Origin of the sequence: Arthrobacter sp. PvP023 (assembly GCF_017832975.1) — a bacterium.
In the GTDB taxonomy this organism is placed as follows: domain Bacteria; phylum Actinomycetota; class Actinomycetes; order Actinomycetales; family Micrococcaceae; genus Arthrobacter.
Genome location: NZ_JAFIBI010000001.1, coordinates 1,522,388 through 1,546,911 on the forward strand (window position 1 = coordinate 1,522,388; position 24,524 = coordinate 1,546,911).

Here is a 24,524-nt window from a genome sequence, read left to right on the forward strand (position 1 = left end):
AGATCCACCGGAGGCATTTAGTGGATCCGTGAAACAGTCTATGACAGCTTTGTCACAAATGCGAACCAGGGTGTTAATCGGCGTGTCACAGTTCCTTGGCGCGCTATGGCCACCCGCCATGACCCTGTTTTGCCTACTGCGCCTGCGAAATAGGGGTAGCCACTGCGTGTCGCGGCTCCCGGTGGCGAAACAGGGTCGGCGCGGAGGCTACAGGTTGTCCACATAGCATCGCCGCGGTATGTTGCAGTCAAATTGCCGCACCCATCATGGCTCGATGGACCTCTTCACCTTTCTGCGGCCTCGAGGAGGTGCGGCCAAACGGAGTCAGCTGGTGGCCGCCGGCTTTCAGCGGGCGGAGCTTGAGGCCGCAGTGGCAGGCGGCCTGCTGTTCCGCCCGTTGAGAGGCGTCTACGCGACAACAACCGCGGACGACGGCGTCCTGGCCGCCTTTCGGTCAAACGGCCGGCTCACGTGTATCTCGGCCGCCCCCTACTACAACCTTTGGGCGCTGCACCCGGCACAGGCATTGCACTTGAGCTGCGGGAACGGGGTTCCTAAAGCGGGTGTGGTGGACCATTCATCCTGCACCCACCCCAAGCATCCGTCGCTGCCAGTGGCCGGGCTTGCTGACGTGCTGCTGCATGCCCTGAGGTGCCTGCCCGAGTTGGACGCGTTGGTGATGGTCCAGTGCGCCGCGCAGCGCGGTGACATAACGGCTGAGTTCCTGCGGAAAAAGCTGCCAGGGAAGCGGAACGGCAGGGCACGCGCCGTGCTGGATCTCCTGATTCCCAGGGCGGACTCACTGCTGGAAATATTGGCGCATACGCATTTTGTCCGTGCGGGCCTCAATGTTCGCATGCATGTTGAGCTGCCCGGGGTCGGTGAAGTGGACTGCCTCGTGGACGATTGGCTGGTGGTGGAACTGGACGGAGCGTCCCATTTTGAACATCGACAGATCAAGAAAGACCACCGCCGGAGCAGGGCCGGCATTCTGGGAGGCCGTCTGACCCTCCGCTATTACTACGACGACGTGGTGCACCATCCCCAAGCCATGGTGGAGGAGATCCGCGCCGTACTGCGTCTTCACGCTGACGGCGGGTTCGCGCCCTGGTGAGCGCCACGCCGTCGTGACCTTGTTTGGGGCGACCGGCCGCGGGACACGCCGTGTTTGCGGCGTATCGCCGGGGCTCCGGAGTTGGAACAGGGTCACGACGGCGGCGGAGGCCAAAGCAGGCAGCGAGGAAGCTAGTCCTCTTCGTCGTTGAACGCCCACTCAAACATGTCGAACACGAATTCGGAGAACGTGCCTTCTTCGCTCTTCCACTGTCCGCGGGCGTTGTTGCGGCGGTACACAATGGGGTCCGGGACGCCAAGATCGCCCACGCGGAAACCCCAGGTGAACTGTTCTTCCTCGTCCTCAAGGAACATGAGGAAGCCTTCGTCATCAACTTCGAGTTCCTCGGGGTCCCAGAAGTAGTGGTACGCCTCCATGAGGTCCTCGCAGCCACCCAGTGCCTGGTAGAACTCCCGGAGTACCAACGGGATCTGGAACTGGTGTTCGGACAGGGCCTCGTCGAGTTCTTCGGGGGACAGCCCGTCCTCTTCCTGCCATTCGTCTTCGAGATACTTCGGAACAAGCGCGCGGAACTTCTCGAGGAACATGTCAGTCATGGTTCTTATCCTAGCTAATCCTTGGGCCCGCCATCCGCCGTGTCCAGGCCCAGCCGGTGCCACCCGCGCACGGCCAGCGGAACGTACCAGGAACGGCGCCAGGCCGTCACCCGGAAGGCGAACACGACGGCGGCAGCGGCACCTGCCGTGACTGCGTTGAAGGAACCGGAAACCCACAGCACAGTGGTCAGCGCCGCCCCGGTGAAGGCGGGGAGGGCATAGAGGTCCTTCGGGTCGAACAGCTGGGGCACCTCATTGGCCGTGATGTCGCGCAGGAGGCCTCCGCCCACCGCCGTCGTGACTCCCAGCAGCACCGCCGCCACCGGGTTCATCCCGGCAGTCAGCGCCTTGAGCGTACCGGTGATGCAGAACAGCGCCAGGCCGCCGGCGTCGAACAGGATAAGGAGCGACGTGTACCGCTGGACGCTGGAAAACAAGAAGTACACCAGGACGGTGGCCAGCAGCGGGGGAGCGAGGTAGGCCGGGTTGGTGAACGCCGCGGGAGGGCCGCTGTTGAGGATGATGTCGCGGATGACACCGCCGCCCAGGGACACCAGGGACGCGAGCAACAGGGAACCGAGGATGTCGAACTGTTTCCGCGCCGCCAGCAGGGACCCGGAGACCGCAAAGAAGAAGATGCCAGCCAGATCCAGCCATACCTGAACCGCGTCGAAAGAGATGGTCAATGGGCGTCCCGGTCAGTGTGGAAGGGGCGGATGGGGCGGCTCCAACGTTACGCTAGCCCCTATGAATAGCCCCATCATGATCGCCTGTGCCCACGGAACGTCCAGCCCGCTGGGCGGGGCCGAGGTCAACGGCCTCCGTGCCGAGATCAGCGCCCTGCGCCCCGGCCTTGACGTCCGGGAAGCCTACGTGGATGTCCAGGACCCCGACCTCGTGGACGTCATGGCCGGACTGCCGGAAGGGGAACACGCCGTCATCGTCCCGTTGCTGCTCAGTGTTGGCTTCCACACCAAGGTGGACATCGCGAAGGCGGCGCGGGGCAGGGAGGGCAGCAGCGCCTCGGAACCGCTCGGGCCGGACCCCCGGCTGGCGGAGATCCTCGACCAGCGGCTGCGCGAGGCCGGCGCCACCGAACACGACGCCGTCGTGCTGGCGGCCGCCGGATCCACCAACCCCAAGGCCTCGGTCAGCGTCGAAGAGCTCGCCGAACACCTCAGGGCGCTGCGGAGCAACAGGATCGTTCCCGCCTACGGTGCGGCTGCCAAACCCTCCGTGCCCGACGCCGTCGCCTCCCTGCGTGCCGAGTACCCGGGCGGGGAAGGGCAGGGGCGGGTCATCATCGCCTCATATCTGCTGGCCCACGGGTTCTTCCACGACCAGCTCGCCAAGGCCGAAGCGGACGTCGTCACGGAGCCGCTGCTGCCCTCCCGGCTTATGGCCGAGATCGCTTTGGACCGCTACGACGCTGCCGTCGCCGCGGCCCGCGAAGCCGACGCCGCCTCCCGCGAAGCCGTCACCGCGCCCCGCGAAGCCGTCGTAGGGGCCGCCTCCGCGGCTGCCTCCACGACGCCCCAAAAGCCCCTCGGGACCAACCCGTTGGAGCAGCCGAACCATGCACAGCCCAAGGGCTTCTTCAAGGCTTTCCGGCGATTCATGACGAAATATTTCCCTAGGTGACCTCGCGTTTCTGACCCTTTGTGACGGCTTTCCGGTGGGACCTACAGTCGATGCATGACTGATACAGCTCTAGCCGGAGCGTCCGCGGACTCCGCTGCCCCCAAGCGACCCGCACGCGCCAACCGACCGGCAGCGAAGCCGCACGGACAGTGGAAGGTTGACGGCACCACGCCGCTCAACGCCAACGAAACCTGGAAGCAGGAGGACGACGGCCTCAACGTCCGCGAGCGTATCGAGTCCATCTACTCCAAGGACGGCTTCGACTCCATCCCCGGCCAGGACCTGCACGGCCGCTTCCGCTGGTGGGGCCTCTACACGCAGCGCAAGCCCGGGATCGACGGCGGCAAGACCGCCACGCTGGAGCCGCACGAGCTTGAGGACAAGTACTTCATGCTCCGGGTTCGGATCGACGGCGGTGCGCTCACCACCGAACAGCTGCGCGTGATCGGCAACATCTCCGTGGACTTCGCCCGGGATTCGGCCGACCTCACCGACCGCCAGAACATCCAGCTGCACTGGATCCGGGTGGAGGACATCCCCGAGATCTGGAACCGGCTGGAAGGTGTGGGCCTGTCCACCACCGAAGCCTGCGGTGACGTCCCCCGCGTCATCCTCGGCTCGCCCGTGGCCGGCATCGCCAAGGACGAGCTCATCGATCCCACGCCCCTGATCGAGGAGCTGGGGGAGCGGTTCATCGGCAACCCGCTGCTGTCCAACCTGCCGCGCAAGTACAAGACCGCCATCACCGGCCACCCCAGCCAGGACGTGGTGCACGAGATCAACGACTTCGCCCTGGTGGGCGTCAAGCACCCCGAACTCGGCATCGGCTACGACCTCTGGGCCGGCGGCGCGCTGTCCACCAACCCGATGCTCGGCAAGCGCCTCGGAGCCTTCGTCACGCCTGAGCAGGCAGCAGACGTGTGGCTCGGCGTCACCAGCATCTTCCGTGACTACGGTTACCGCCGCATGCGCACCAAGGCACGCCTGAAGTTCCTGATGGCCGACTGGGGCCCGGAGAAGTTCCGCCAGATCCTCGAGGACGAATACCTCGGCTACAAGCTGGCCGACGGTCCCGCCGCACCCAAGCCGTCCACCCCGGGCGACCACGTGGGCGTGCACGAGCAGAAGGACGGCAAGTTCTTCATCGGCGCCACCCCGATTGCGGGCCGCCTCTCCGGCGCGCAGCTGGTGAAGCTCGCGGACACCCTCGAAGCCCGCGGCTCCTACCGCCTGCGCACCACCCCGCACCAGAAGCTGGTTGTGCTGGACGTCCCCAAGGACGAGGTTGAACCGCTGGTGGCCGAGCTCGACGCCCTGGGCCTCTCCGCCCGGCCGTCCGTGTTCCGCCGCGGCACCATCGCCTGCACCGGCATCGAATACTGCAAGCTGGCCATCGTGGAAACCAAGGTCACCGCCGCAACCGCCGTGGCCGAGCTGGAACGCCGCCTCGCGGACCTGGCGGAGAGCGGCCAGCTGCCCCACGCCCTGTCCCTGCACATCAACGGCTGCCCCAACTCCTGCGCCCGCATCCAGACCGCGGACATCGGACTCAAGGGCATGATGCTGCCAACGCCCGACGGCGACCCCAGCCCCGGCTTCCAGGTCCACCTGGGCGGCGGGCTGGCTTCCTCCACCCGCGAGGAAGCAGGCCTCGGACGTACCGTCCGCGGCCTGAAGGTCTACGTCGAGGACCTGCCCGACTACGTGGAACGCGTGGTCCGGAAGTTCGCGGCCGAGCACGCCGAAGGCCAGACCTTCGCCGAGTGGGCCCACGCAGCCGAAGAGGAGGACCTGCAATGAGCAAGCACGCACTTGGAGTAGACCCCGTGGCAGCTCCGGCTGAGGCCTCTGCCCAGGTCGAAGCCACGGTGGCAACCGCCGCCCCGAAGCTCCGCTCCCACGATGAGCTCAAAGCGCTGGCCGAGGCCGGCGCTGCCGAGCTCGGCTGGGACGCCCCCGCCCGCGATGTCATCGCCTGGGTGGAACGCAACTTCGAGCTTCCCGCCGTGGCCGTGGCCTGCTCCATGGCCGACGCCGTCCTGCCGGCACTCGTGGCTGACCAGCTTCCCGGCGTCGACGTCCTCTTCCTCGAGACCGGCTACCACTTCCCGGAAACCTACGCCACGCGCGACGAGGTGGCCGCAAACCTCCGCGTCAACGTGGTGGACGTGCTTCCGGAGAACACCGTGGAGCAGCAGGACCGCCTCCTCGGCAAGGACCTCTTCGCCCGCGACCCCGCCCAGTGCTGCGCCCTCCGCAAGGTGGCCCCGCTGCGCCGCACCCTGGCCGGCTACGAGGTCTGGTTCACCGGCGTGCGCCGTGACGAAGCCCCCACCCGCACCAACACCCCGCTGATCACCTGGGACGAGGCCAACGGCCTGGTCAAGGTCAACCCGGTGGCAGCGTGGAGCTTCGACCAGCTGGTGCAGTACTCCGACGACAACCTCCTTCCCGTCAACCCGCTGCTTTCACAGGGCTACCCGTCCATTGGCTGCCAGCCCTGCACACGCAAGGTAGCGCCCGGCGATGACCCCCGCGCCGGCCGCTGGGCAGGAACCGACAAGACAGAATGCGGACTACACGTATGAGCACTTTCCTAACTGAGGAGCCCACCCAGGTGACTGACTCGGCCGTCTCTACACGCCTCTCGTCCCTGGACACCCTCGAGTCCGAGGCCATCCACATCATCCGCGAGGTTGTTGCCGAGTTCGAGAAGCCTGCGCTGCTGTTCTCCGGCGGCAAGGACTCCGTGGTGATGCTGCACCTCGCCACCAAGGCGTTCTGGCCGGGCAAGGTCCCCTTCCCGGTGCTGCACGTGGACACCGGCCACAACTTTCCCGAGGTCATCGACTTCCGCGACCGCACGGTGGAGCGCCTGGGCCTGAAGCTGGTGGTGGGCTCCGTGCAGGAGTTCATCGATTCCGGTGAACTGGCCGAGCGTGCGGACGGCACCCGCAACCCGCTGCAGACCGTCCCGCTGCTGGACGCGATCCAGCGCAACAAGTTCGACGCCGTCTTCGGCGGCGGCCGCCGCGACGAGGACAAGGCCCGCGCCAAGGAGCGCATCCTGAGCCTCCGCGACGAATTCGGCCAGTGGGATCCGCGCAACCAGCGCCCCGAGCTGTGGAACCTGTACAACGGCCGCCACACCGTGGGCCAGCACGTCCGCGCTTTCCCCATCAGCAACTGGACCGAGCTGGATGTGTGGCGCTACATCGAGCGCGAAAACATCGAGCTGCCCGGCCTGTACTACGCCCACGACCGCGAGGTCTTCGCCCGCGACGGCATGTGGCGCGCGGTCGGCGAGGTTTCCCAGCCCCGCCCCGACGAGGAAGTCATCACCAAGACCGTCCGCTACCGGACCGTCGGTGACATGTCCTGCACCGGCGCTGTTGAGTCGGCCGCCGCCACGGTGCGCGACGTCGTCATTGAAGTTGCCGCCTCCACCATCACCGAACGTGGCGCCACCCGTGCGGATGACCGCATTTCCGAGGCCGCCATGGAAGACCGCAAGAAGGATGGCTATTTCTAATGAGCACCGAAATCGATACAGCCCGCGCGGCTGCCCTTCTTGACGAGGCCCCCCTCGCGCACGCCTCGCTGTTCCGCTTCGCCACCGCCGGATCGGTCGACGACGGCAAGTCCACTCTGGTGGGCCGCCTCCTGCACGACTCCAAGGCGATCCTGGCAGACCAGCTCGACGCCGTCGCCCGCACCTCCGCGGACCGCGGATTCGGCGGCTCGGCCGGCGGCATTGACTTGGCACTCCTGACCGACGGCCTGCGCGCCGAGCGCGAGCAGGGCATCACCATCGACGTCGCCTACCGCTACTTCGCCACGGACCGCCGCAGCTTCATCCTGGCTGACTGCCCCGGGCACGTGCAGTACACCAAGAACACGGTGACCGGCGCGTCCACCGCGGATGCCGTCGTCGTGCTCATTGACGCCCGCAAGGGTGTGCTGGAGCAGACCCGCCGGCACCTGTCCGTGCTGCAGCTGCTGCGTGTGGCCCACGTGATTGTGGCCGTGAACAAGATCGACCTGGTGGACTTCAGCGAGACCGTGTTCCGCGAGATCGAAGCCGACGTGCAGAAGGTGGGCCGAGAACTGGGCCTCGGTGCCGATGGCATCACCGACCTGCTGGTGGTTCCGGTCTCCGCGCTCGACGGCGACAACGTGGTGGAGCGCTCGGAGCGCACCCCCTGGTACACGGGACCGGCACTGCTCGAAGTACTCGAAACCCTTCCTGCCGCGGACGAACTGGAGAGCCACCTGGAGAGCTTCCGCTTCCCCGTGCAGCTGGTGGTCCGGCCGCAGGGCGCGCTGGCGCCTGACGCGGTTGCCGGCGGACTCGACGTCGAGAAATACCGTGACTACCGTGCTTACGCCGGGCAGATCACCGAAGGCTCGGTGAAGGTGGGGGACAAGGTCAGCGTGCTGACCCCCGGCCAGGACCCGCGCACCACCACGGTGACGGGCATCGATTTCGCGGGCGCCGAGCTCACCGAAGCCGTGGCACCGCAGTCAGTGGCGATCCGCCTTGCAGACGAATTCGACGTCGCCCGCGGTGACACCATCGCCGCCGCAGGCACCGTCCGCGAAGCGTCCGCCGACCTCTACGCGGCGCTGTGCTGGCTCTCCCCGAAGCCGCTCCGCGAGGGTGCCAAGGTGCTGGTCAAGCACGGCACCCGCACCGTGCAGGCGCTGGTCCGCAGCGTCAGCGGCAAACTGGACCTGGCCACCTTCAAGCTTGAGGGTGCGTCCAGCCTGGAGCTCAACGACATCGGCCACGCGCAGCTCCGGCTCGCCGCCCCGCTGCCGCTGGAAAACTACCTGCACCACCGCCGCACCGGCGCCTTCCTGGTGATCGACCCGCTGGACGGCAACACTCTGGCCGCCGGCCTGGTCAACGACCACCCGGGCGACCACGAGGACGAGCGCTACAGCATCTAATTGACGAGGAACCGCGGCTTGTTCGCCAAACCTGACCCTCGAGGACAGGTTCTGCGAACAAGCCGCTGTTTTTTGTCCGGGAAACGTGAAAGCCCGGCAGTAGCTGAAACCCGCTGCCTTGGATACTCTGCTGGTAGATGCGCTGCGCGATGATCTGAGGGGGACCGGGTGGACGATCACGAGTCAGTTGTAGCCAGCTCCCTGGAGCAATACAGTGCGCGGCTGCCCCGGCTGAATGCGGCTTCCGATGCCATCGGGCATGCCATCCGCGCCCGGCTCCGCGACGACGGCCTCAACCATCACACCGTGCAGGCCCGGGTCAAGGATCCAGGTTCGGTCAAGGGAAAGCTGGACCGGCTCACTGCCGATGGCAGATTCAAATATGAACGTGGACTCGAGCAGCTGGACGACCTCATCGGCGTCAGGGTCATCATGTTCCTGGAGCCCGACATTGCCGACGTTGCAACGGCCCTGAAGGGGCAATTCAGCTGCCGCGAGGACGACGACAAAACGAGCTCCCAGCGGCGGAACGGCCAGATCGGCTACGCCGGCCGGCACCTGATCCTGGAAGTCCCTGCCGAGAACGTTCCCGTGGGCTGCCAGACGTTCATCGGGGAGCGCTTCGAGGTCCAGATCCGGACCGTGCTGCAGCACGCGTGGGCCGCGTTCGAACATGACATCCGCTACAAGGGCCTGGCCGAGGCCAACGCGGAAGTGGACCGCGCGTTCACTATGGCGTCAACCCTGATCGAGCTCGCGGACGCCCAGTTCTCCGCGATCAACGACATCGTCAAACGCCGCCAGGCCGAGAGTACCGCCGAGTTCGCCGCGAACCCTGCCGCTACCGAGCTCACCGGGGACATCCTCCAGGACATGCTCGCCCGGCTGCTGTCCGAACACCCCCGGAGCCAGGCCCGGCAATACGGCTGGCTGGGGGACCTGCTGGCGGCCAACGGCGTGCGGACCGTGGCCGACGCCGAAGAACTCTTCGGTGCCGCCGACTGGTCCGGCGTGGCCAAGCGGATGGACTACAAATTCCCCGCCGGCCACGTCCGCATTGCCGACGACTTCCTGCTGAAGACGTGGGGCGTGGACTACATTGCGCGCACCAAATCCCTGGGGGACGACCCCAAGCGGGAAGCGAAGCTGACGTACCGGCTGGAGCGCATGCAGGACTGAGGCTCTTGAGGATCGATTCCTCAGGTGCCGGGAGGCCGGTACTTGATGTGATCGGCCATGCGAAGGGCTTCGAGTGTTTCGTCGACGCTCAGGAGCACTGTCGTTTCGAATGAGCTGAGCGCGCCGCCTCCGCTGATCGCCAGTGCCACCGCGGCCATGGATACATTGTCCGGTGCCTCCCACAGGTTGTAGCCGTCGTAGGAGCCGAAGGCGTACCAGAAGCCGTGGAGCTTGCCGCCGACGGATTCGATGTAAGTCTGGGCGGCCTTCCTGCGGTCCTCGGGATTGCTGGTCATTTTGGCCCAGGTCTCCGGTGTGTAGCTGAACCTCGACAGATAGAGCGGCATCGTCTCGTCCTTTCCTCTTGGCGGGCCGGTGGCCCGGTGGCTGGTTGTGCCGGTAGCGCCGGTCCAGCAAGGATGGCAGTCGGCTGCCCGGTCAGCAATGGCTGCCGGCTTCTTTCATGGGTTACCGCGGGGTGTTGACACGCCCGCCCCGCGGCCTTACTTTCGCCCTATCCCGGCGGGAGGGCAGATCGTGGAACGCATCAACAGCCGGCTCATCAACTGGGCTTCCATCCTGGATGCCGAGACGCGGGAGCAGGCCGTGAGAACCTCGCGCTTGCCCTTCATTTATCCGCATCTGGCGCTGATGCCGGACGCCCACCTGGGAAAGGGCGCCACGGTGGGGTCCGTCATTCCCACCCTGGGCGCCGTGATTCCGGCGGCGGTGGGGGTGGACATCGGCTGCGGCATGATTGCCGTCAGGACGCAGTACCTCCTCACGGACCTCCCCCAGGACCGGAAACGGCTGCGGGAAGCCATTGAGCGCGTCATCCCGCTGTCGGCCGGTCACAACAACCGCAGGATCATGGCCACGGCCGAACCGCGTATCGCCGAGCTGAGGAGGCTGGCAGCCAAGGCCAGGTTTGATCCCGGCCAGTACGTAGCGAAGTGGGAGCTCCAGCTCGGCTCGCTCGGATCAGGCAACCATTTCATCGAGGTCTGCGCGGACGAGACGGATGCCATCTGGCTGTTCCTGCACTCCGGCTCCCGCGGCATTGGCAACAAGATCGCGCAGCACCACATCAGCGTCGCGCAGCGCATGACGCGGGAGAAACGGATCGCGCTTCCCGACGCCGACCTCGCCTACCTGGAAGAGGGCACAGCCGAGTTCAGCCGGTACATCGACGAGCTGCACTGGGCCCAGCGGTTCGCACTGCTGAACCGTGAGGAAATGATGGACCGCGTGATCAGCCAGTTCGGCAACTGGACAGGCGGAAAGGTGCTGGAACGGGAACGGATCAACTGCCACCACAACTTCACCCGCCGGGAAACCCATTACGGGAAGGCGGTGTGGGTTTCGCGCAAGGGTGCCATCAGGGCCGAGGCCGGGGACCCGGGCCTGATCCCGGGGTCCATGGGCACAGCCTCGTATGTGGTGGCCGGCCGCGGCAACCGCATGTCGCTGAATTCCTCGCCGCATGGTGCGGGCCGCGAGTACTCGCGCACAGCAGCGCGCAAAGCGTTCTCCCTGGCCGAGCTGAAGAAGGCGATGCAGGGAATTGAGTTCCGTGCATCGGAAGCCTTCATCGACGAGATTCCCGCGGCGTACAAGCCCATTGACGTCGTGATGCACGACGCGGAGGACCTGGTGAAGGTCCGCCACAGGCTGCGGCAGCTCGTCAACGTCAAAGGCGACTGAACCTGGTCAGCCCAAAGAAGAGAAACGGAGGATGTCATGAATCTCGACGATCTGGTCTTCCACCCCTGGGTAACACAGGGGCCGCGCGACGTTCCTACCTTGGTCGGTGGCTCCGGGAGCTATGTCACCGACGTCAACGGGCGGCGCTACCTGGACTTCAGTTCGCAACTGGTCTTCACCAACCTTGGCCACCAACATCCGCGCATCGTTGCTGCGATCAAGGAGCAGGCAGACCGTCTGTGCACGCTCGCACCCGGCAATGCGTCCGATGTCCGGGGCGAGGCGGCGCGGCTGATTGTGGAGGTCGCGCCGGAGGGCCTGGGGCACGTGCTGTTCACCACCGGTGGAACGGAGGCCATCGAGCATGCGGTCCGGATGGCGCGCCTGTACACCGGACGGCCGAAAGTGCTCGCCGCCTACCGCTCCTATCATGGCTCGACGGCGGCCTCCATCCACCTCACCGGCGACCCGCGCCGCTGGGCCTCGGACACCGGAGCGGCAGGTGCCGTCCACTTCTTCGGTCCCTTCCTGTACCGGTCGGCATTCGGGTCGCGGACGCCGGAGGAGGAGGCCGAACGGGCGCTCGCGCATCTCGAGCAGGTCATCCTCCTGGAAGGCCCGTCGACCATCGCCGGCCTGGTCCTGGAGTCCGTGACCGGCAGCTCGGGCGTCATCGTGCCGCCGGCCGGCTACCTGCGCGGGGTCCGTGAGCTGTGCGCCCGCCACGGCATCGTCTATATCGCCGACGAGGTGATGGTCGGTTTCGGACGCACGGGAGCCTGGTTCGGCGTCGACCACGACGGCGTGGCACCCGATCTGATGGCGTTCGCGAAGGGCGTGAACTCCGGGTCCGTGCCGCTGGGCGGCGTCCTGGTGGGGGACGCGATCTACGAGATGTTCACCAAGCGCCCCTACCCGGCGGGCCTGACGTACAGCGGACATCCGCTCGCCTGCGCGGCAGCCGTCGGCGCCATCAGGGCGATGCACGAGGAAGACACGGTCGCGGCAGCCGCGCGCCTCGGGGCGGACATCCTGGGGCCGGGGCTCCGGGCGCTCGCCGACAAGCACGAGGCAGTCGGGGACGTTCGCGGCATCGGCGGACTCTGGTCCCTCGAACTGGTCCGCAACCGGCTGACCAAAGAGCCGCTCGTCCCGGCCGGAGCCACTGGCACGGCCAACGCGCCGATGGTCTCCGTCGTCAAGGCCTGCCGGGAACGGGGCCTGCTGCCGCTGGTCCAGGGCAACCGCGTCCACGTCGCCCCTCCGCTCAACGTGAACGACTCCGACGCCGCCGCGGGCGTGGCCATCCTGGATGAGGCCCTGGCGGCAGCGGACACTTACGTGACCTGAGCCGGGACGGCACGGGGACGTTCGAATATGACGCTAGATGAACCCGCGTGACCCCCCGTTTCCGCTTCATTGAACGGGTTTATGTCACTCCCTATGGTGAAACAATGACAAGTCCCCAGCCCGGAATGATCCGCATCGTGGCAGGAGAGAGCAACAACCCGAAGCGCAAGCGCGCCGTGGAGGTCCTGGTTGCCCTCGGCCTGGTGCTGCTTATTGCCGCCGGTGCCGTGGTGGCGTCAACCCTTTCCCGTGACTCCGCAGCCCAGGCAGCTGCCCCCGCTCCGACACCGGCTGCGGAGTTGAAGCTGGGCTACTTCGGCAACGTCACGCACGCCCCGGCGCTGGCGGGCGTGAAGCAGGGTTTCGTTGCCAGGAGCCTGGGCGATACCAAGCTCAGCACACAGGTGTTCAACGCCGGCCCGGCCGCGATCGAGGCGCTGAACGCCGGCGCGATCGATGCCACGTACATCGGACCGAACCCCGCGATCAACTCGTTTGTGAAGAGCAGGGGTGAGTCCGTGAGCATCATCGCGGGCGCCGCGGCGGGCGGGGCGCAGCTGGTGGTGAAGCCGGAGTTCGGTTCGGCGGCGGATTTGAAGGGCAAGACCCTGTCCACGCCGCAGCTGGGCGGGACCCAGGATGTGGCGCTGCGCGCGTGGCTCGCCGGGCAGGGGTACAAGACGAACACCGACGGCAGCGGGGATGTGGCGATCAACCCGACCGAGAACGCGCAGACGCTGAAGCTGTTCCAGGACGGCAAGCTCGACGGCGCGTGGCTGCCCGAGCCGTGGGCGTCCCGGCTGGTGCTGCAGGCCGGCGCGAAGGTCCTGGTGGACGAGAAGGATTTGTGGGACGGGTCGCTGACGGGCAAGCCGGGCGAGTTCCCCACCACCATCCTGATCGTGAACAAGAAGTTCGCCGCGGACCACCCGGACACTGTCAAGGCCCTGCTGAAGGGCCACGCCGAGTCCGTCGCCTGGCTCAATGACACTCCCGCTGCGGAAAAGGCAAGCCTGCTGAATGCCGCGCTGAAGGAGTCCGGCGGAGCCGAACTCCCTGCCGACGTTATCGAACGGTCGCTGAAGAACATCGTCTTCACCGTGGATCCGCTGGCCGGAACCTACAAGAAACTGCTCGAGGACGGCGTGAAAGCCGGAACCACCAAGCAGGCGGACATCAACGGCATCTTCGACCTCACCGCCCTGAACGGCGTCACCGCCGAAACCGGCGGCAGCAAAGTCTCCGCAGCCGGACTCGGCAGCGACTGACCGGCACGCACCACCCAAAACACCACCCTGAGCACCACCACCAGCCCCCTCAACGTAAGGACAGGACCATGCCAGTCGTACTGGAAAACCTGGGCAAGCGCTTCGGCGACGGCGCCCCGGTGCTGGACGACGTCAACGCCAGCATCGCGCAAGGCGAGTTCGTCGCCCTCCTCGGCGCCTCCGGCTGCGGCAAGTCAACCCTGCTGAACATCATGGCGGGACTGGAGCTCCCGACGTCGGGCGCCCTTGAGGTCCCCAGCGACGGCGCAGCCTTTATGTTCCAGGATGCCGCTCTCTTCCCGTGGCTGACGGCCCGGGAAAACATCGAACTCGCCCTGAAGCTGCGCGGGGTGGGCAAGGCCGAGCGGCGCACCAAGGCCAACGAACTCCTGGACCTGGTGCACCTGGGCGGTGCCGGCGACAAGCGCCCGCACGAGCTCTCCGGCGGCATGCGCCAGCGCGTCTCGCTGGCGCGCTCCCTGGCCCAGGACCGGCAGCTGCTCCTCATGGACGAGCCGTTCGCCGCCCTGGACGCCATCACCCGCGACCTCCTGCACGACGAACTGGAACGGATCTGGAAGGAAACCGGCCGCACCATCGTCTTTGTGACGCACAACGTCCGCGAAGCCGTCCGGCTGGGCCAGAGGGTGCTCCTGCTGTCCTCACGCCCCGGCCGGGTGGTCCAGGAATGGAACGTCACCGAGGAACACCGTACCGACGCCGGTCTTGCCGGACAGCTGACCGGGGTCATCACCGCCCGGCTGCGAGAGGAGATCCGCCGCCATGCCAAGTAACCCAACGCCCTTGGCCGAAGCCCCCGTTAACGGCGAGGCATCCAGCGCTGAGCCCGAAACCCGCAAGGTGCACGCGGCCCTGACCCGGTCCTCCACCGGCAACGAGGACCTGCGCGAGCTTGAATCCGGACTAGATTCCCTGCAGTCGGACGCGGCCCGTGCCGCGCGCATCGACTGGAGCCGCATCCTGCTCCCGGTGGCCGCGCTCGTGGTGCTGGTCCTGGCGTGGCAGTTCTACGTTTCGCTTGGCTTCAAGCGCCGCGATCTGGTGCCAGGGCCGCTCGACGTGCTTGGCCAGTTCGGCACCCTGTGGGCCGACGGTTCACTGCAGGAAGCCGTCTGGACGTCGCTGCAGCGCGGAATTGTGGGCTTCCTGATCAGCGTGGTCATTGCCACGCCGATCGGGCTCCTGCTGGCACAGGTGGCCCCGCTGCGGCGCGCCTTCGGTCCGCTCATCTCAGGGCTGCAGGTGCTGCCGTCCGTGGCCTGGGTGCCAGCAGCCATCATCTGGTTCGGGCTCACCGATGCCACGGTGTACTTCGTGGTGTTCATGGGCGCCATCCCGTCCATCATCAACGGCCTGATCTCCGGCGTGGACCAGATCCCGCCGCAGTACCGCAGCGTGGGCACGGTACTGGGCGCCAACCGGCTGCAGATGGCCCTGCAGATCGTCCTTCCGGCCGCATTGCCGGGCTACCTGAGCGGACTGAAGCAGGGATGGGCCTTCTCCTGGCGGTCCCTCATGGCCGCCGAAATCATTGCCGTGGGCGGCACCATCGGCTTCGGCCTGGGCTCCATGCTGAACCAGGGCCGCGACCTGGCGGACATGACCATTGTGATGTCAGCCATCCTGCTGATCCTGGCCGTGGGCATCCTGATCGAACTGCTGGTGTTCGCGCCGATCGAAAAGCGCCTCCTCCGGCGGCGCGGCCTCCTCGCCGGCAGCACCCGCTAGGGTCCGCCGCTCCAGCCAGCCCGCACAGAACCAAAGAGCAGAGCCCGACGGCGAGTCCCGCCGTCGGGCTCTGCTGTTTCTGTCTCGTTGAGGTGCGCCGGCGGCCGCGATCGCCGCGACGTGTTGCTTTCAGACGGGTCTGGCAGACTGGCGCCATGACCGTCAGCTTCGTGTGCCGCACCGAATCCGCACTGCCCCGGGAACAACTGTTCGACCTCGCGCGGAGCATCGATGCGCACCTCGAGTCGCAGACCGATGCGGGGGAGCGGGCCGTGGCGGGCGTGACGTCAGGCCTGATCGGCGAGGGCCAGGAAGTGACGTGGCGGGCACGGCACTTCGGGCTGCCGATCCGAATGACCAGCCGCATCACGTCGCTGGAGTTCCCCGGAAGGTTCGTGGACGAGCAGGTCCGCGGGCCGTTCAAGGCCTTCCGCCATGTCCACGAGTTCGAAGCTAGGGACACCGGGTGCACCATGACGGACCGGGTGGAATTCACGGCACCGTTCGGGCCGCTGGGCCGGATCGCGGAGAAGCTCGTGCTGCGACGCTACCTGGAACGGCTGATTGCGGTGCGCGGGCTGTACCTCGCCGGGCTGCCCGACAACCCGCAGGCCTAGCCTGCGCGTCGCCGGGCCGTCCCTCGGCCGGGGTTTCGCGGCGGACCCTTGTCCGGCCCGGACCAAGTGCCTAGACTCGCGAAAAGGCCGGCATCGCCCGGTTCCTACGATTTGAGGAGACAGCCATGGAACCGAAACTGGGACTGCTGGCTATGGTCGAGGCGAAGCCGGGTAAAGAACAGGAAGTTTGGGACTTCCTCAACGGAGGCCGGGAGATCGTGGACAACGAACCGGGCACCCGGACCTGGTATGCCTTCCGGGTCAGCGAAAACACGTTCGGCATTTTCGACACTTTTGATACCGAGGAGGACAGGCAGGCGCACCTCAACGGCGCCATTCCGGCTGCACTCGCTGAACACGGCCCGGCCATGCTCGCCAAGGATCCCGACATTAAGCTGATCGACCTCATCGCCGTGAAGTAGGGCCGAGGGAAAGCCTCAGATAAGGCGCGCACCCACACTGCGGTCCGCAGGCCCACCACTGGCAGGTCCACAAGCAATGTGACGCAGCGTTACCTTACGTGAACTGGTGTTTCCGCGCCGTTGTTCCGGTATATGACGCGGCCCTATCGTCGATTTATGGCAATTCAGGACATTTACCCCACGGCGCTGCGCCTGCTGGGCCGCCCCGTACTGGTGGTGGGCGGCGGGCCGGTGGCCACGCGCCGCACCAAAGGGCTGCTCGACGCCGGTGCCCGGGTAACCGTGGTTGCCCCCGCTGCCTCCGCGGGACTGAGGGAACTGGCCGACGCCGGCCTCCTCACCTGGGAGCAGCGCCCCTACCGTACGTCCGACGTCGACGGCGTCTGGTTCGTCCAGACCGCAACCGGCGATTCCGCCGTGGACGCCCTGGTTTCGGCGGACGCCGAGGAGCAGCGCATCTGGTGCGTCAACGCTTCCGACCACGAAGCCTCAGCCGCGTGGACGCCCGCGGTTGCCGTGGTGGACGACGTGCAGATCGCCGTGAACGCCGGGGGAGACCCGCGCCGCGCCATGGCACTGCGTGACGCCGTGGCCACCGCGCTGGAAACCGGCGACCTTCCGCTGCGCCGCCAGCGGGCGCACCGGGGAAGCGTGGCCCTGGTGGGCGGCGGTCCCGGCGACACCGGGCTCATCACCGTCCGCGGCCGCAGGCTCCTCGGCCAGGCCGACGTCGTGGTGGCGGACCGCCTGGGCCCCCGCGAACTGCTGAACGAACTGGCCCCGGACGTCCGCGTCATCGAGGTAGGCAAGACCCCCGGCCACCATCCCGTGCCCCAGGCCGACATCAACCGGATCCTCGTCGACGAAGCCCTCGCCGGCCACCGGGTGGTCAGGCTCAAGGGCGGAGACCCCTACGTGCTGGGACGCGGCGGCGAAGAAGCCGAGTTCTGCCGCCAGCACGGCGTCGAGGTTGAAGTGGTCCCCGGCGTGACGTCGGCGATTTCCGTTCCCGCTGCAGCCGGCATTCCCGTCACGCACCGCGGCCTGGCCAAGGGCTTCAGCGTGGTCACCGGGCACGAGGAACTCTCCGAGGTCCCGGCCCGGTCCGACCACACCATCGTGCTGCTCATGGGAGTGGGCCAGCTCCGCGAATCCACCGCAGCCCTGGCCGCTGCCGGTTTGCCTCAGGACACTCCAGTTGGCATCGTTGAGAACGGCTATTTGCCCAATCAGCGCGTGACCATCGGCACTGTCGGTTCCATCGCTGACCAGGCCGAGGCCGCCGGCGTCGCGAATCCCGCGGTGATCGTGATCGGTGACGTTGTCCGCGTCAGCCCGTTCGCGCCGTCGCACTTCAAGACCGCCGACTACAGCACCACCACCCCGAACCGCCCCCGCGTACTGACCAAGTAGCCCGAAGCCCCTTCCCAACTAGCTCGCAGTTAACGCTCCCAAAAGCCGTTTTCACGACGTTAAGTGCGAGTCAGTTGGGCCGTGACAGAAAAAAAGGAACACAGCCGTGTCAACTAGCACCACCGTAGGTTCTGCCGCCCGCCCGCTCCGGGTCGCCGTCGTGGGTTCCGGCCCCGCCGGCGTGTACGCCGCCGACATCCTCACCAAGAGCGAAGCCGTCAAGAGCGGCGAGCTGACCGTGAGCATCGACCTCTTTGACCGCTACCCGGCGCCCTACGGCCTGATCCGTTACGGCGTGGCCCCGGACCACCCGCGCATCAAGGGCATCGTCAACGCGCTGCACAAGGTCCTGGACCGCGGCGACATCCGCTTCTTCGGCAACGTTGATTACGGCACGGACCTCTCCATCGAGGACCTGCGCACCCACTACGACGCCGTCATCTTCGCCACCGGCGCCATCAAGGACGCGGACCTGAACATCCCGGGCATCGAACTCGAGGGCTCCTACGGCGGCGCCGACTTCGTGTCCTGGTACGACGGACACCCCGACGTGTCCCGCGAATGGCCGCTGGATGCCAAGGAAATCGCCGTGATCGGCAACGGCAACGTGGCACTGGACGTGGCCCGCATGCTCTCCAAGCACGCCGACGACCTGCTGGTCTCCGAGATCCCGGACAACGTCTACGCCGGCCTGAAGTCCTCGCCCGTCACGGATGTGCACGTCTTCGGCCGCCGCGGCCCGGCCCAGGTGAAGTTCACCCCGCTGGAACTGCGCGAGCTGGCCCACTCCAAGGACGTGGACATCATCCTGTACCCGGAGGACTTCGAGTTCGACGAGGAATCCGACCGCCAGGTCCAGAGCAACAACCAGACCAAGACCATGGTGGGCACCCTCACCAACTGGATCGCTGAGCAGCCCGAGGACCTTTCCGAGCTCACGGCCTCCCGCCGCCTGCACCTGCACTTCCTGCACAGCCCGGTTGAGGTGTACGACGACGCCGAGACCCCCGGCCGCGTTGCCGGCATCAAGTTTGAGCGCACCGAGCTGGACGGCACGGGCAACGCCCGCGGCACCGGCGAGTTCGTGGACTACCCGGTCCAGGCCGTGTACCGCGCGATCGGCTACTTCGGTTCCGCCCTCCCGGAGGTCGAGTTCGACCACAAGAAGGGTGTTGTACCGAACGACGGCGGCCGCGTCCTGGACGCTGCCGGCACCCACGTGCCGGGCATCTACGCCACCGGCTGGATCAAGCGCGGACCGGTGGGCCTGATCGGCCACACCAAGGGCGACGCCCTGGAGACCGTGACCTACCTGCTGGAAGACCGTGCGAACTTGCCGCTCGCCGCATCACCGGCGCCGGACGCCGTCGTCGAACTCCTGGAAGACCGCGGCGTGAAGTACACCAGTTGGGAAGGCTGGCTGGCCCTGGACGCACACGAGCGCGCCCTCGGCGAAAAGGCCACCGAGACCGGATCGCACGGCGTGGAGGTTGCCCGCGAGCGGGTCAAGGTTGTGCCGCGCGAGGACATGGTGTCCATCTCCCGCGACGGAGTGGCCGCTCAGGTCTAGCCGCACCCTTCTTAAGCGCGAACCCTTTAGCGCGAACCGGCAGCTAATGACCGCACACCACGCGGTTGACGTCATTAGCTGCCAGTTCGCGCTTTGGCTTAAGCCCCCGCGCCGCCCGAGCTCCCCGCGCCGCCCGAGGCCATGAGCTCCAGCCGGTTCAGCGTTTCGGTGTTCCGGACCGAGATCAGCGGGTCGCGGATGAACTTGGGGATCTTCCGGCCCGGGCCTTTGGTGGCGTCCTCGGCGATGGTCACCTTGCACCCGGTTTCCTCCGGCTCCAGCGTGATCACCACCTTGGCCTCTCCCAGGGGCCAGCCCCGTGCAATCAGCTCGATGGACTTGCCCGGATCCGACGCCGTCACTGTGGTTTTGTCGTTGATCAGCAGCGGCCACGCTCCCACTGAGTGGTGCAGCACCGCGTCGGCAGCGGGCCACAGTGCGTCCACATCCCTGATCCTTGACGCGCCCACCACCCAGCCCGAGTAGAGCCAGCCGTCGGCGATGACGTTCCAGACGTCGGCCGGAGGTGTGAGGAAACTCTTGGAAACAGTAGCCATTTGTGTGCTCGCTTTCTGTGCTCCGTGCTCGGTTGTGCCAGCCTACATGCGGCCAAATCTGGCCCGGACCAGGGCGAACAACCCGTAGCTGATGAGGCCCGCCGCGATGGCAGTCAGGAGATACGGCCCCGCGGGGTGGTCCCGCAGTGCCTTGAGGCTGCCGTCCAGCCCGGTTGATTCGCCGGGGCGGTTGGTGGCGGCTGCCACCACGAACAGCAGTCCCGCCAGGATCAGGGCGACGCCTTTGGCGACATGCCCGGCAACGCCCAGCGCGCTGATCATGCGTCCGCGCCGGGAGCCTTCGAAATGGTGCAGTTCCTCTTTGAACTGCTTCCGGACGCCCTTGACGATGAAATAGATTCCGACGCCGATCACGGTCAGCCCCAGCGCGATCAGTGCCGGAATCCCCAGGGGTCCGCGCACCACGGCCGTGCTGAAGTCCCTCGTGGAATCGCCCGAGTCGCCGCGCATTCCAACCGCGAACCCAGCAAAGGTGAGCCCCACGCTGCCGTAGGCCACAGCGAGGAAACCGGATGAGATCAGCTTGCCGAGCCGCTGGCCTGGCGGGAGGTGTCGGGCCCGGAGGGTGGCTTCGCTGAGCTGCCATAGCGCCAGGCCCGCACAGCCGATCAGCCCCGCCCACATCACAGCGGGACCCCACGGATTCGCGGCGAGCTGCTCGATGGCTCCCGTCGGCTCGGCCTGCCCGGGCTTGCCGAGTGCCAAGGCGATGGCGATGGCCCCGATCACGATGTGAAGCACGGCCATGACGGCAAAACCGGAACGCGCGACGACGTCCAGCGCCTTGGTGTTCGACACCGCTTCGGCCGCATCGGCGGCTTCGCCGATGGCCGTGTCTTCATCTGCCATCGCTAGCCGTTCATGGGGCCTTCGGCGTGGACCTGGTCGGCGCCCGGGCCGGTTAGTTTCACGGTGCAGCGGACTATGAGCTGCTCCGGTGCCGTGTGGACATCCGCCAAGGTTTCGCCCGGGTTGATCACCGTGTAGGTTTCGGTGCCCTCCTCGACGCCGAAGCCGCGGGAGGCGGCATCCTGGGTGGCGTTGGCGAGGGCGTCGCGGCGCAGTTCGTCCAGATACGCCTCATCTCCGGACCGTGAGAGATCACCAAATGCCCAACCGAAAAGCGTTCCGGATCCGTTCATATCGCTGATTTTACGCATCATCCACCCTACCAAGATATTGCTAAGGGTGCTTACTATCGTCCCGGTGCCGCCACTTCGGTTTCCAGGCTCCCGGAGCTTCCCGCGTCAGCCGGAGCGGTGGGTTCCTTGGCGTCCGCGGAGTTCGCAGGCCCTTGTTCCTTGCCGTCAGTAGTCCAAACCTGGATGATCGCCCAGACCACGGCGGCCAGCGGAACGGAGAGTACGGCGCCGATGATGCCGGCGAGGATGGTTCCCGCAGTCAAGGCCAGCAGGATCACCAGGGCATGCAACTGCAGGGACTTGCCCATCACCACGGGTTGAAGCAGGTTGCCCTCGAGCTGGTTGACGGCGATGACCACGATCACCACAACCAGCGCGACGACGGGACCATTGGCTACCAGCGCCACCAGGGCGGCGAGGATACCCGCCACGGTGGCGCCCACGATCGGGACGAAGGCGCCGATGAAGACGATGATGGCCAGCGGGATGGCCAGCGGAACCTGCAGGATCAGCAGCGCAGTGCCGATTGCCAGGGTGTCCACCAGTGCGACGATGGCCGTCCCGCGCACGTAATCGCCCAGGACCTGAATGGTGCGTGCACCCGAGCGGCGCAGCTTGGCCTCGCGGGCGCCGGTGTAGGGCCGCAGGAAGAAATTCCAGATACCTGTCCCGTCTTTGAGGAAGAAGAAAAGGATGACCACCATCAGGCTTGCCCCGGCAAGGAACTCGGTGATGACGGACAGTCCGGTGATGGCTCCGGAGCGGACCTGGCTGCTGGCGGCAAAGTCCACGATGGCTGCGCGGGCCTGTTCGATCTGCTCGCCGTCCACGGGAAGGGGGCCGTTGAGCAGGAAGGACTGCAGCTCGTCCAGGCCGGACGATGCCTGGCTTACCAGTTCGCCCCACTGGCTGCGGATGGAGGCCACAATGACTGTGGTGACGCCGGCCAGCACGGCAAGCAGGGCCACGAAAGCAACCGCCGTTGCCGCTGAGCCGGGCAGGCCCCGGCGCTTCAGGAGGTTGACGAACGGTGCGATGGCGGCCGCCAGGATCAGGGCGATCAGCACGGGAATGACCAGCAGCCGGATCTGCAGCAGCGCGAAGACGGAGACCACTACCACGGTGAGGACCAGCAGGATCTGGGCCGAGCGAACGCCCACCCTGCCCAAGCCGTCCGCCCAGGGGTCCGGGCGTTTACCGTCCACAGTGATGTCGACTGATCTGGCCAAGGGGTACTCCAATTCGTCAGCGTGCAAGAACGGGGCGCCCAGGCCGGCCGAGGCCAGTATCGGGGCTCCCCAAGCAACTAAGCCTACTGATTTACCGGGCCTCCCGCTGATCGGCCGCAGTCCCTACACTCCGAGCCACTCCGCGCAGGAGTTCAGGTTCCGGTTGACGCTGTCCACGGCCGCGGCTTCATCGTGCGCTTCGATGGCTTCCACCAGCTCGCCGTGCCCTTCGTCAGGGAGCCCGTTGAAGCCGCTGCGGCGCTGCTGGCGAAGCAGGTCCGCGTGGAACACGCCGCCGAAACTGACGTACAGCTCGTGCAGCAGCGGATTCCCGGAGGCCTGCGCCACCAGCACGTGGAAATCCCAGTCGGCGCGGGCCCAAGCGGCGTAGTCCTCGGAGTTCCAGGCGTCGCGGCGGTCCGTGAGCAGCGCCGTCATAGCGGCAATATGTTCCGGTTTGGCGTTGCGGGCTGCCAGCCGCGCCGCCTGCGTGTCCAGGCCGATGCGGACCTCGAGGATGTGTTCCTGGGTGTGGTCCTTGTACATGCGCTGCGCCGCGCCGGAGATCTCGCTGGTTGCCCGGACATAGGTGCCGTCGCCGCGGCGGACTTCCAGCATTCCGCCGTGGGCCAGTGCCTTGATGGCCTCGCGGAGGGTGCCCCGGGAGACGCCCAGCCGGGCCATCAGCTCGGGTTCGGCGGGGATCTTCTGCTGCAGCTGCCATTCACCGGAGTGGATCATCCCGCGGAGCTTGTCCGTGATTTCGTCGGCCAGTACGGGCCGGTGCGAAGCTGTGAGGGTCATGGCCGGGTCCTTGCCGTCAGTAGGTGCCCCACCACGATCTGGGCCAGGGCGATGGCGAGCAGCAACACCAAGGGTACCGTCCAGCCGCCCGTGGCACTGTGCAGCAGGCCCATGCCGAACGGGCCGGCCGTGGCGAGCAGGTAGCCCACCGACTGTGCCAGCGTGGACATGGCGGTGGTTTCCGCCGTCGTGCGCCCGCTGCGGCTGATCATCACCATGACCAGCGGGAAGATGCCCAAGCCGAACCCCAGCAGCACTGCCGGGACGGCGGCGAGCGTGGCAGGCAGCAGCATCAGGGCGGCCACGCCGAAGAGCATGGTGACGCTGGCGAGGTAGAAGGCCGGGCGCAGCATCCGCGGCCGGGACCCGATGGCGATCAGCACCATGCCGGCCGGGACGGAGACCAGCTGCATCAGTCCGAACATCAGCCCGCTGTCGCTAGCCGTCAGTCCGGTGGTGGTGAGCATGTACGGGAACCAGCTGAGCACGGCGTAGGCGAGGAGTGCCTGGAGCGTGAAAATCGCGGTGAGCAGGGCGCCCTTGCGGGTCCGCAGGAGCGGCCACGGGGAAATATTGGTGCCCCGGTCCGGGGTGGCATTCCGGTGTGCGTGGAGTGCCACCGGCAGGAAGCCCAGGAAGGCTGCGACGGACAGCAGGCCGATGGCGCCAAGACCCGCCGAGGCCGAGCCCAGGAGCTGCGCCACCGGAACCACCAGTACGGCGGTGACCGTGGCGCCCGTGGTCATGGTGACCGTGTAGAGAGCAGTCATGAGGGATGTGCGGTGCGCGTAGTGCTCCCTGATGAACGACGGCATGGCCACGTTGCAGACGGCGAGCCCGGACATCCCCACCACCGTCCCGGCCAGGAGCATGCCCGTCGACGGGATGCCGCGCAGCAGGAGTCCGGCGGCCAGCATTCCCAGCGCGAGCAGGATCGCCTTCTCCACGCCCATCCGCCGCGTCAGCCAGGACGTGGCCGCACCGGCAACCGCGAAACACAGGGTTGGCACGGACGGGATAACGGCAGCGATGAACGCCCCGTAGCCCAGGACTTCCTGGAGGTCGTGGAGGAGGGCGGAGGCTCCGGTGATGCCGGCGCGGAGGTTGAGTCCGATCAGCACCACGGCAATGATTCCGAGGACGACGACGGCGCGCGGCCGGGCTGCACCGGCCGTGGCGGCGGGAGAGGTGTCAGTTCCGGGAGGTGCCGTCGTCGTGGTTGCCATGCTTAAAC

At 66.9% G+C, this 24,524-nt stretch carries 24 protein-coding genes and 1 pseudogene; 16 read left to right on the forward strand and 9 right to left on the reverse strand.

The window, feature by feature from the left end; genetic code table 11:
- Nucleotides 1-331: 331 nt before the first annotated feature.
- On the forward strand, nt 332-1,114 hold the full coding sequence (locus tag JOE31_RS07010) for a DUF559 domain-containing protein (protein WP_307864384.1): 783 nt from the start codon (nt 332-334) through the stop codon (nt 1,112-1,114).
- Between the two features lie 131 nt (nt 1,115-1,245).
- Here JOE31_RS07010 and JOE31_RS07015 read toward each other — a convergent pair whose 3' ends face one another.
- Both JOE31_RS07015 and JOE31_RS07020 read right to left on the reverse strand, forming a co-directional pair.
- Nucleotides 1,246-1,671, reverse strand: a complete 426-nt coding sequence (locus tag JOE31_RS07015; RefSeq protein WP_011692957.1) for a hypothetical protein — start codon at nt 1,669-1,671, stop codon at nt 1,246-1,248.
- A gap of 14 nt (nt 1,672-1,685) precedes the next feature.
- On the reverse strand, nt 1,686-2,357 hold the full coding sequence (locus JOE31_RS07020; RefSeq protein WP_209742874.1) for a trimeric intracellular cation channel family protein: 672 nt from the start codon (nt 2,355-2,357) through the stop codon (nt 1,686-1,688).
- A 61-nt stretch (nt 2,358-2,418) separates the two neighbouring features.
- Between JOE31_RS07020 and JOE31_RS07025 the strand changes: the two genes are divergently transcribed.
- The 6 genes from JOE31_RS07025 (at nt 2,419) to JOE31_RS07050 (ending at nt 9,444) form a co-directional block, all read left to right on the forward strand.
- The gene (locus JOE31_RS07025) at nt 2,419-3,312 is read left to right on the forward strand and encodes a sirohydrochlorin chelatase (protein WP_209742876.1); all 894 of its coding nucleotides are present in this window, start codon (nt 2,419-2,421) and stop codon (nt 3,310-3,312) included.
- Nucleotides 3,313-3,366: 54 nt separating this feature from the next.
- Nucleotides 3,367-5,112, forward strand: a complete 1,746-nt coding sequence (locus JOE31_RS07030) for a nitrite/sulfite reductase (RefSeq protein ID WP_209742878.1) — start codon at nt 3,367-3,369, stop codon at nt 5,110-5,112.
- Complete coding sequence (locus JOE31_RS07035) at nt 5,109-5,900, forward strand: phosphoadenylyl-sulfate reductase (protein WP_245199027.1); 792 nt, start codon at nt 5,109-5,111, stop codon at nt 5,898-5,900. Before JOE31_RS07030 ends, JOE31_RS07035 begins: the two co-directional genes overlap by 4 nt.
- On the forward strand, nt 5,897-6,844 hold the full coding sequence (gene cysD / locus JOE31_RS07040) for a sulfate adenylyltransferase subunit CysD (RefSeq protein WP_209742880.1): 948 nt from the start codon (nt 5,897-5,899) through the stop codon (nt 6,842-6,844). Before JOE31_RS07035 ends, cysD begins: the two co-directional genes overlap by 4 nt.
- Nucleotides 6,844-8,265 (forward strand): sulfate adenylyltransferase subunit 1, encoded by a 1,422-nt coding sequence (locus JOE31_RS07045; RefSeq protein ID WP_245199034.1) that lies wholly within the window; start codon nt 6,844-6,846, stop codon nt 8,263-8,265. Before cysD ends, JOE31_RS07045 begins: the two co-directional genes overlap by 1 nt.
- A 168-nt stretch (nt 8,266-8,433) precedes the next feature.
- Nucleotides 8,434-9,444 carry a GTP pyrophosphokinase family protein gene (locus JOE31_RS07050; RefSeq protein ID WP_209742882.1) on the forward strand — a complete coding sequence of 337 codons (1,011 nt, stop codon included), beginning with the start codon at nt 8,434-8,436 and terminating at the stop codon, nt 9,442-9,444.
- Nucleotides 9,445-9,464: 20 nt separating this feature from the next.
- Here the strand turns inward: JOE31_RS07050 and JOE31_RS07055 are convergent, their stop codons facing one another.
- Entirely contained in the window at nt 9,465-9,791 is a 327-nt protein-coding gene (locus JOE31_RS07055; protein ID WP_209742884.1) for a GYD domain-containing protein, read from the reverse strand.
- 190 nt (nt 9,792-9,981) lie between these two features.
- Here JOE31_RS07055 and JOE31_RS07060 point away from each other — a divergent pair, with 190 nt between their 5' ends.
- From JOE31_RS07060 to JOE31_RS07100, 9 genes and pseudogenes are all read left to right on the forward strand, one after another.
- A complete protein-coding gene (locus JOE31_RS07060) occupies nt 9,982-11,148 on the forward strand; it encodes an RtcB family protein (RefSeq protein WP_209742886.1) in 1,167 nt (388 codons plus the stop codon).
- Nucleotides 11,149-11,175: 27 nt separating this feature from the next.
- Nucleotides 11,176-12,498, forward strand: a pseudogene (locus JOE31_RS07065) (aspartate aminotransferase family protein); the annotation flags it as partial.
- A gap of 104 nt (nt 12,499-12,602) precedes the next feature.
- Nucleotides 12,603-13,766: an ABC transporter substrate-binding protein gene (locus JOE31_RS07070; protein WP_245199035.1), complete on the forward strand. Its 1,164-nt coding sequence runs from the start codon at nt 12,603-12,605 to the stop codon at nt 13,764-13,766.
- Between the two features lie 68 nt (nt 13,767-13,834).
- Nucleotides 13,835-14,560, forward strand: a complete 726-nt coding sequence (locus tag JOE31_RS07075) for an ABC transporter ATP-binding protein (RefSeq protein WP_043483399.1) — start codon at nt 13,835-13,837, stop codon at nt 14,558-14,560.
- Nucleotides 14,550-15,515 carry an ABC transporter permease gene (locus tag JOE31_RS07080; RefSeq protein ID WP_209742890.1) on the forward strand — a complete coding sequence of 322 codons (966 nt, stop codon included), beginning with the start codon at nt 14,550-14,552 and terminating at the stop codon, nt 15,513-15,515. Before JOE31_RS07075 ends, JOE31_RS07080 begins: the two co-directional genes overlap by 11 nt.
- Before the next feature lie 155 nt (nt 15,516-15,670).
- Nucleotides 15,671-16,132, forward strand: a complete 462-nt coding sequence (locus JOE31_RS07085) for an SRPBCC family protein (RefSeq protein ID WP_209742892.1) — start codon at nt 15,671-15,673, stop codon at nt 16,130-16,132.
- A 125-nt stretch (nt 16,133-16,257) separates the two neighbouring features.
- Nucleotides 16,258-16,554 (forward strand): putative quinol monooxygenase, encoded by a 297-nt coding sequence (locus tag JOE31_RS07090; RefSeq protein WP_209742894.1) that lies wholly within the window; start codon nt 16,258-16,260, stop codon nt 16,552-16,554.
- 156 nt (nt 16,555-16,710) lie between these two features.
- Nucleotides 16,711-17,967, forward strand: a complete 1,257-nt coding sequence (gene cobA, locus JOE31_RS07095) for a uroporphyrinogen-III C-methyltransferase (RefSeq protein WP_209742896.1) — start codon at nt 16,711-16,713, stop codon at nt 17,965-17,967.
- A gap of 106 nt (nt 17,968-18,073) precedes the next feature.
- Nucleotides 18,074-19,537: an FAD-dependent oxidoreductase gene (locus JOE31_RS07100; RefSeq protein ID WP_209742898.1), complete on the forward strand. Its 1,464-nt coding sequence runs from the start codon at nt 18,074-18,076 to the stop codon at nt 19,535-19,537.
- Between the two features lie 98 nt (nt 19,538-19,635).
- On the opposite strand, the gene JOE31_RS07105 is transcribed toward JOE31_RS07100, so the two are convergent.
- The 6 genes from JOE31_RS07105 to JOE31_RS07130 form a co-directional block, all read right to left on the reverse strand.
- Nucleotides 19,636-20,094 carry an SRPBCC family protein gene (locus JOE31_RS07105; protein WP_209742900.1) on the reverse strand — a complete coding sequence of 153 codons (459 nt, stop codon included), beginning with the start codon at nt 20,092-20,094 and terminating at the stop codon, nt 19,636-19,638.
- A gap of 42 nt (nt 20,095-20,136) precedes the next feature.
- Nucleotides 20,137-20,964, reverse strand: coding sequence for a DUF1206 domain-containing protein (locus tag JOE31_RS07110; protein ID WP_209742902.1), 828 nt, complete (start codon nt 20,962-20,964; stop codon nt 20,137-20,139).
- A 2-nt stretch (nt 20,965-20,966) separates the two neighbouring features.
- Nucleotides 20,967-21,257, reverse strand: coding sequence for a hypothetical protein (locus JOE31_RS07115; RefSeq protein ID WP_245199037.1), 291 nt, complete (start codon nt 21,255-21,257; stop codon nt 20,967-20,969).
- Nucleotides 21,258-21,310: 53 nt separating this feature from the next.
- Entirely contained in the window at nt 21,311-22,486 is a 1,176-nt protein-coding gene (locus tag JOE31_RS07120; RefSeq protein WP_245199040.1) for an AI-2E family transporter, read from the reverse strand.
- A 123-nt stretch (nt 22,487-22,609) separates the two neighbouring features.
- Nucleotides 22,610-23,290: a FadR/GntR family transcriptional regulator gene (locus JOE31_RS07125; protein WP_209742905.1), complete on the reverse strand. Its 681-nt coding sequence runs from the start codon at nt 23,288-23,290 to the stop codon at nt 22,610-22,612.
- Nucleotides 23,287-24,516, reverse strand: coding sequence for an MFS transporter (locus tag JOE31_RS07130; protein WP_209742907.1), 1,230 nt, complete (start codon nt 24,514-24,516; stop codon nt 23,287-23,289). The genes JOE31_RS07125 and JOE31_RS07130 overlap by 4 nt, the downstream gene beginning before the upstream one ends.
- Between the last annotated feature and the right edge of the window lie 8 nt (nt 24,517-24,524).

Coding starts and splice junctions, on each gene's coding strand:
- JOE31_RS07110 (WP_209742902.1), bottom strand. CDS start 20,964: ATGGCAGATGAAGACACGGCCATCGGCGAAGCCGCCGATGCGGCCGAA.
- JOE31_RS07090 (WP_209742894.1), top strand. CDS start 16,258: ATGGAACCGAAACTGGGACTGCTGGCTATGGTCGAGGCGAAGCCGGGT.
- JOE31_RS07085 (WP_209742892.1), top strand. CDS start 15,671: ATGACCGTCAGCTTCGTGTGCCGCACCGAATCCGCACTGCCCCGGGAA.
- JOE31_RS07035 (WP_245199027.1), top strand. CDS start 5,109: ATGAGCAAGCACGCACTTGGAGTAGACCCCGTGGCAGCTCCGGCTGAG.
- JOE31_RS07025 (WP_209742876.1), top strand. CDS start 2,419: ATGAATAGCCCCATCATGATCGCCTGTGCCCACGGAACGTCCAGCCCG.
- JOE31_RS07045 (WP_245199034.1), top strand. CDS start 6,844: ATGAGCACCGAAATCGATACAGCCCGCGCGGCTGCCCTTCTTGACGAG.
- cobA (WP_209742896.1), top strand. CDS start 16,711: ATGGCAATTCAGGACATTTACCCCACGGCGCTGCGCCTGCTGGGCCGC.
- JOE31_RS07055 (WP_209742884.1), bottom strand. CDS start 9,791: ATGCCGCTCTATCTGTCGAGGTTCAGCTACACACCGGAGACCTGGGCC.
- JOE31_RS07130 (WP_209742907.1), bottom strand. CDS start 24,516: ATGGCAACCACGACGACGGCACCTCCCGGAACTGACACCTCTCCCGCC.
- JOE31_RS07015 (WP_011692957.1), bottom strand. CDS start 1,671: ATGACTGACATGTTCCTCGAGAAGTTCCGCGCGCTTGTTCCGAAGTAT.
- JOE31_RS07115 (WP_245199037.1), bottom strand. CDS start 21,257: ATGAACGGATCCGGAACGCTTTTCGGTTGGGCATTTGGTGATCTCTCA.
- JOE31_RS07080 (WP_209742890.1), top strand. CDS start 14,550: ATGCCAAGTAACCCAACGCCCTTGGCCGAAGCCCCCGTTAACGGCGAG.
- JOE31_RS07105 (WP_209742900.1), bottom strand. CDS start 20,094: ATGGCTACTGTTTCCAAGAGTTTCCTCACACCTCCGGCCGACGTCTGG.
- JOE31_RS07125 (WP_209742905.1), bottom strand. CDS start 23,290: ATGACCCTCACAGCTTCGCACCGGCCCGTACTGGCCGACGAAATCACG.
- JOE31_RS07075 (WP_043483399.1), top strand. CDS start 13,835: ATGCCAGTCGTACTGGAAAACCTGGGCAAGCGCTTCGGCGACGGCGCC.
- JOE31_RS07030 (WP_209742878.1), top strand. CDS start 3,367: ATGACTGATACAGCTCTAGCCGGAGCGTCCGCGGACTCCGCTGCCCCC.
- cysD (WP_209742880.1), top strand. CDS start 5,897: ATGAGCACTTTCCTAACTGAGGAGCCCACCCAGGTGACTGACTCGGCC.
- JOE31_RS07070 (WP_245199035.1), top strand. CDS start 12,603: ATGACAAGTCCCCAGCCCGGAATGATCCGCATCGTGGCAGGAGAGAGC.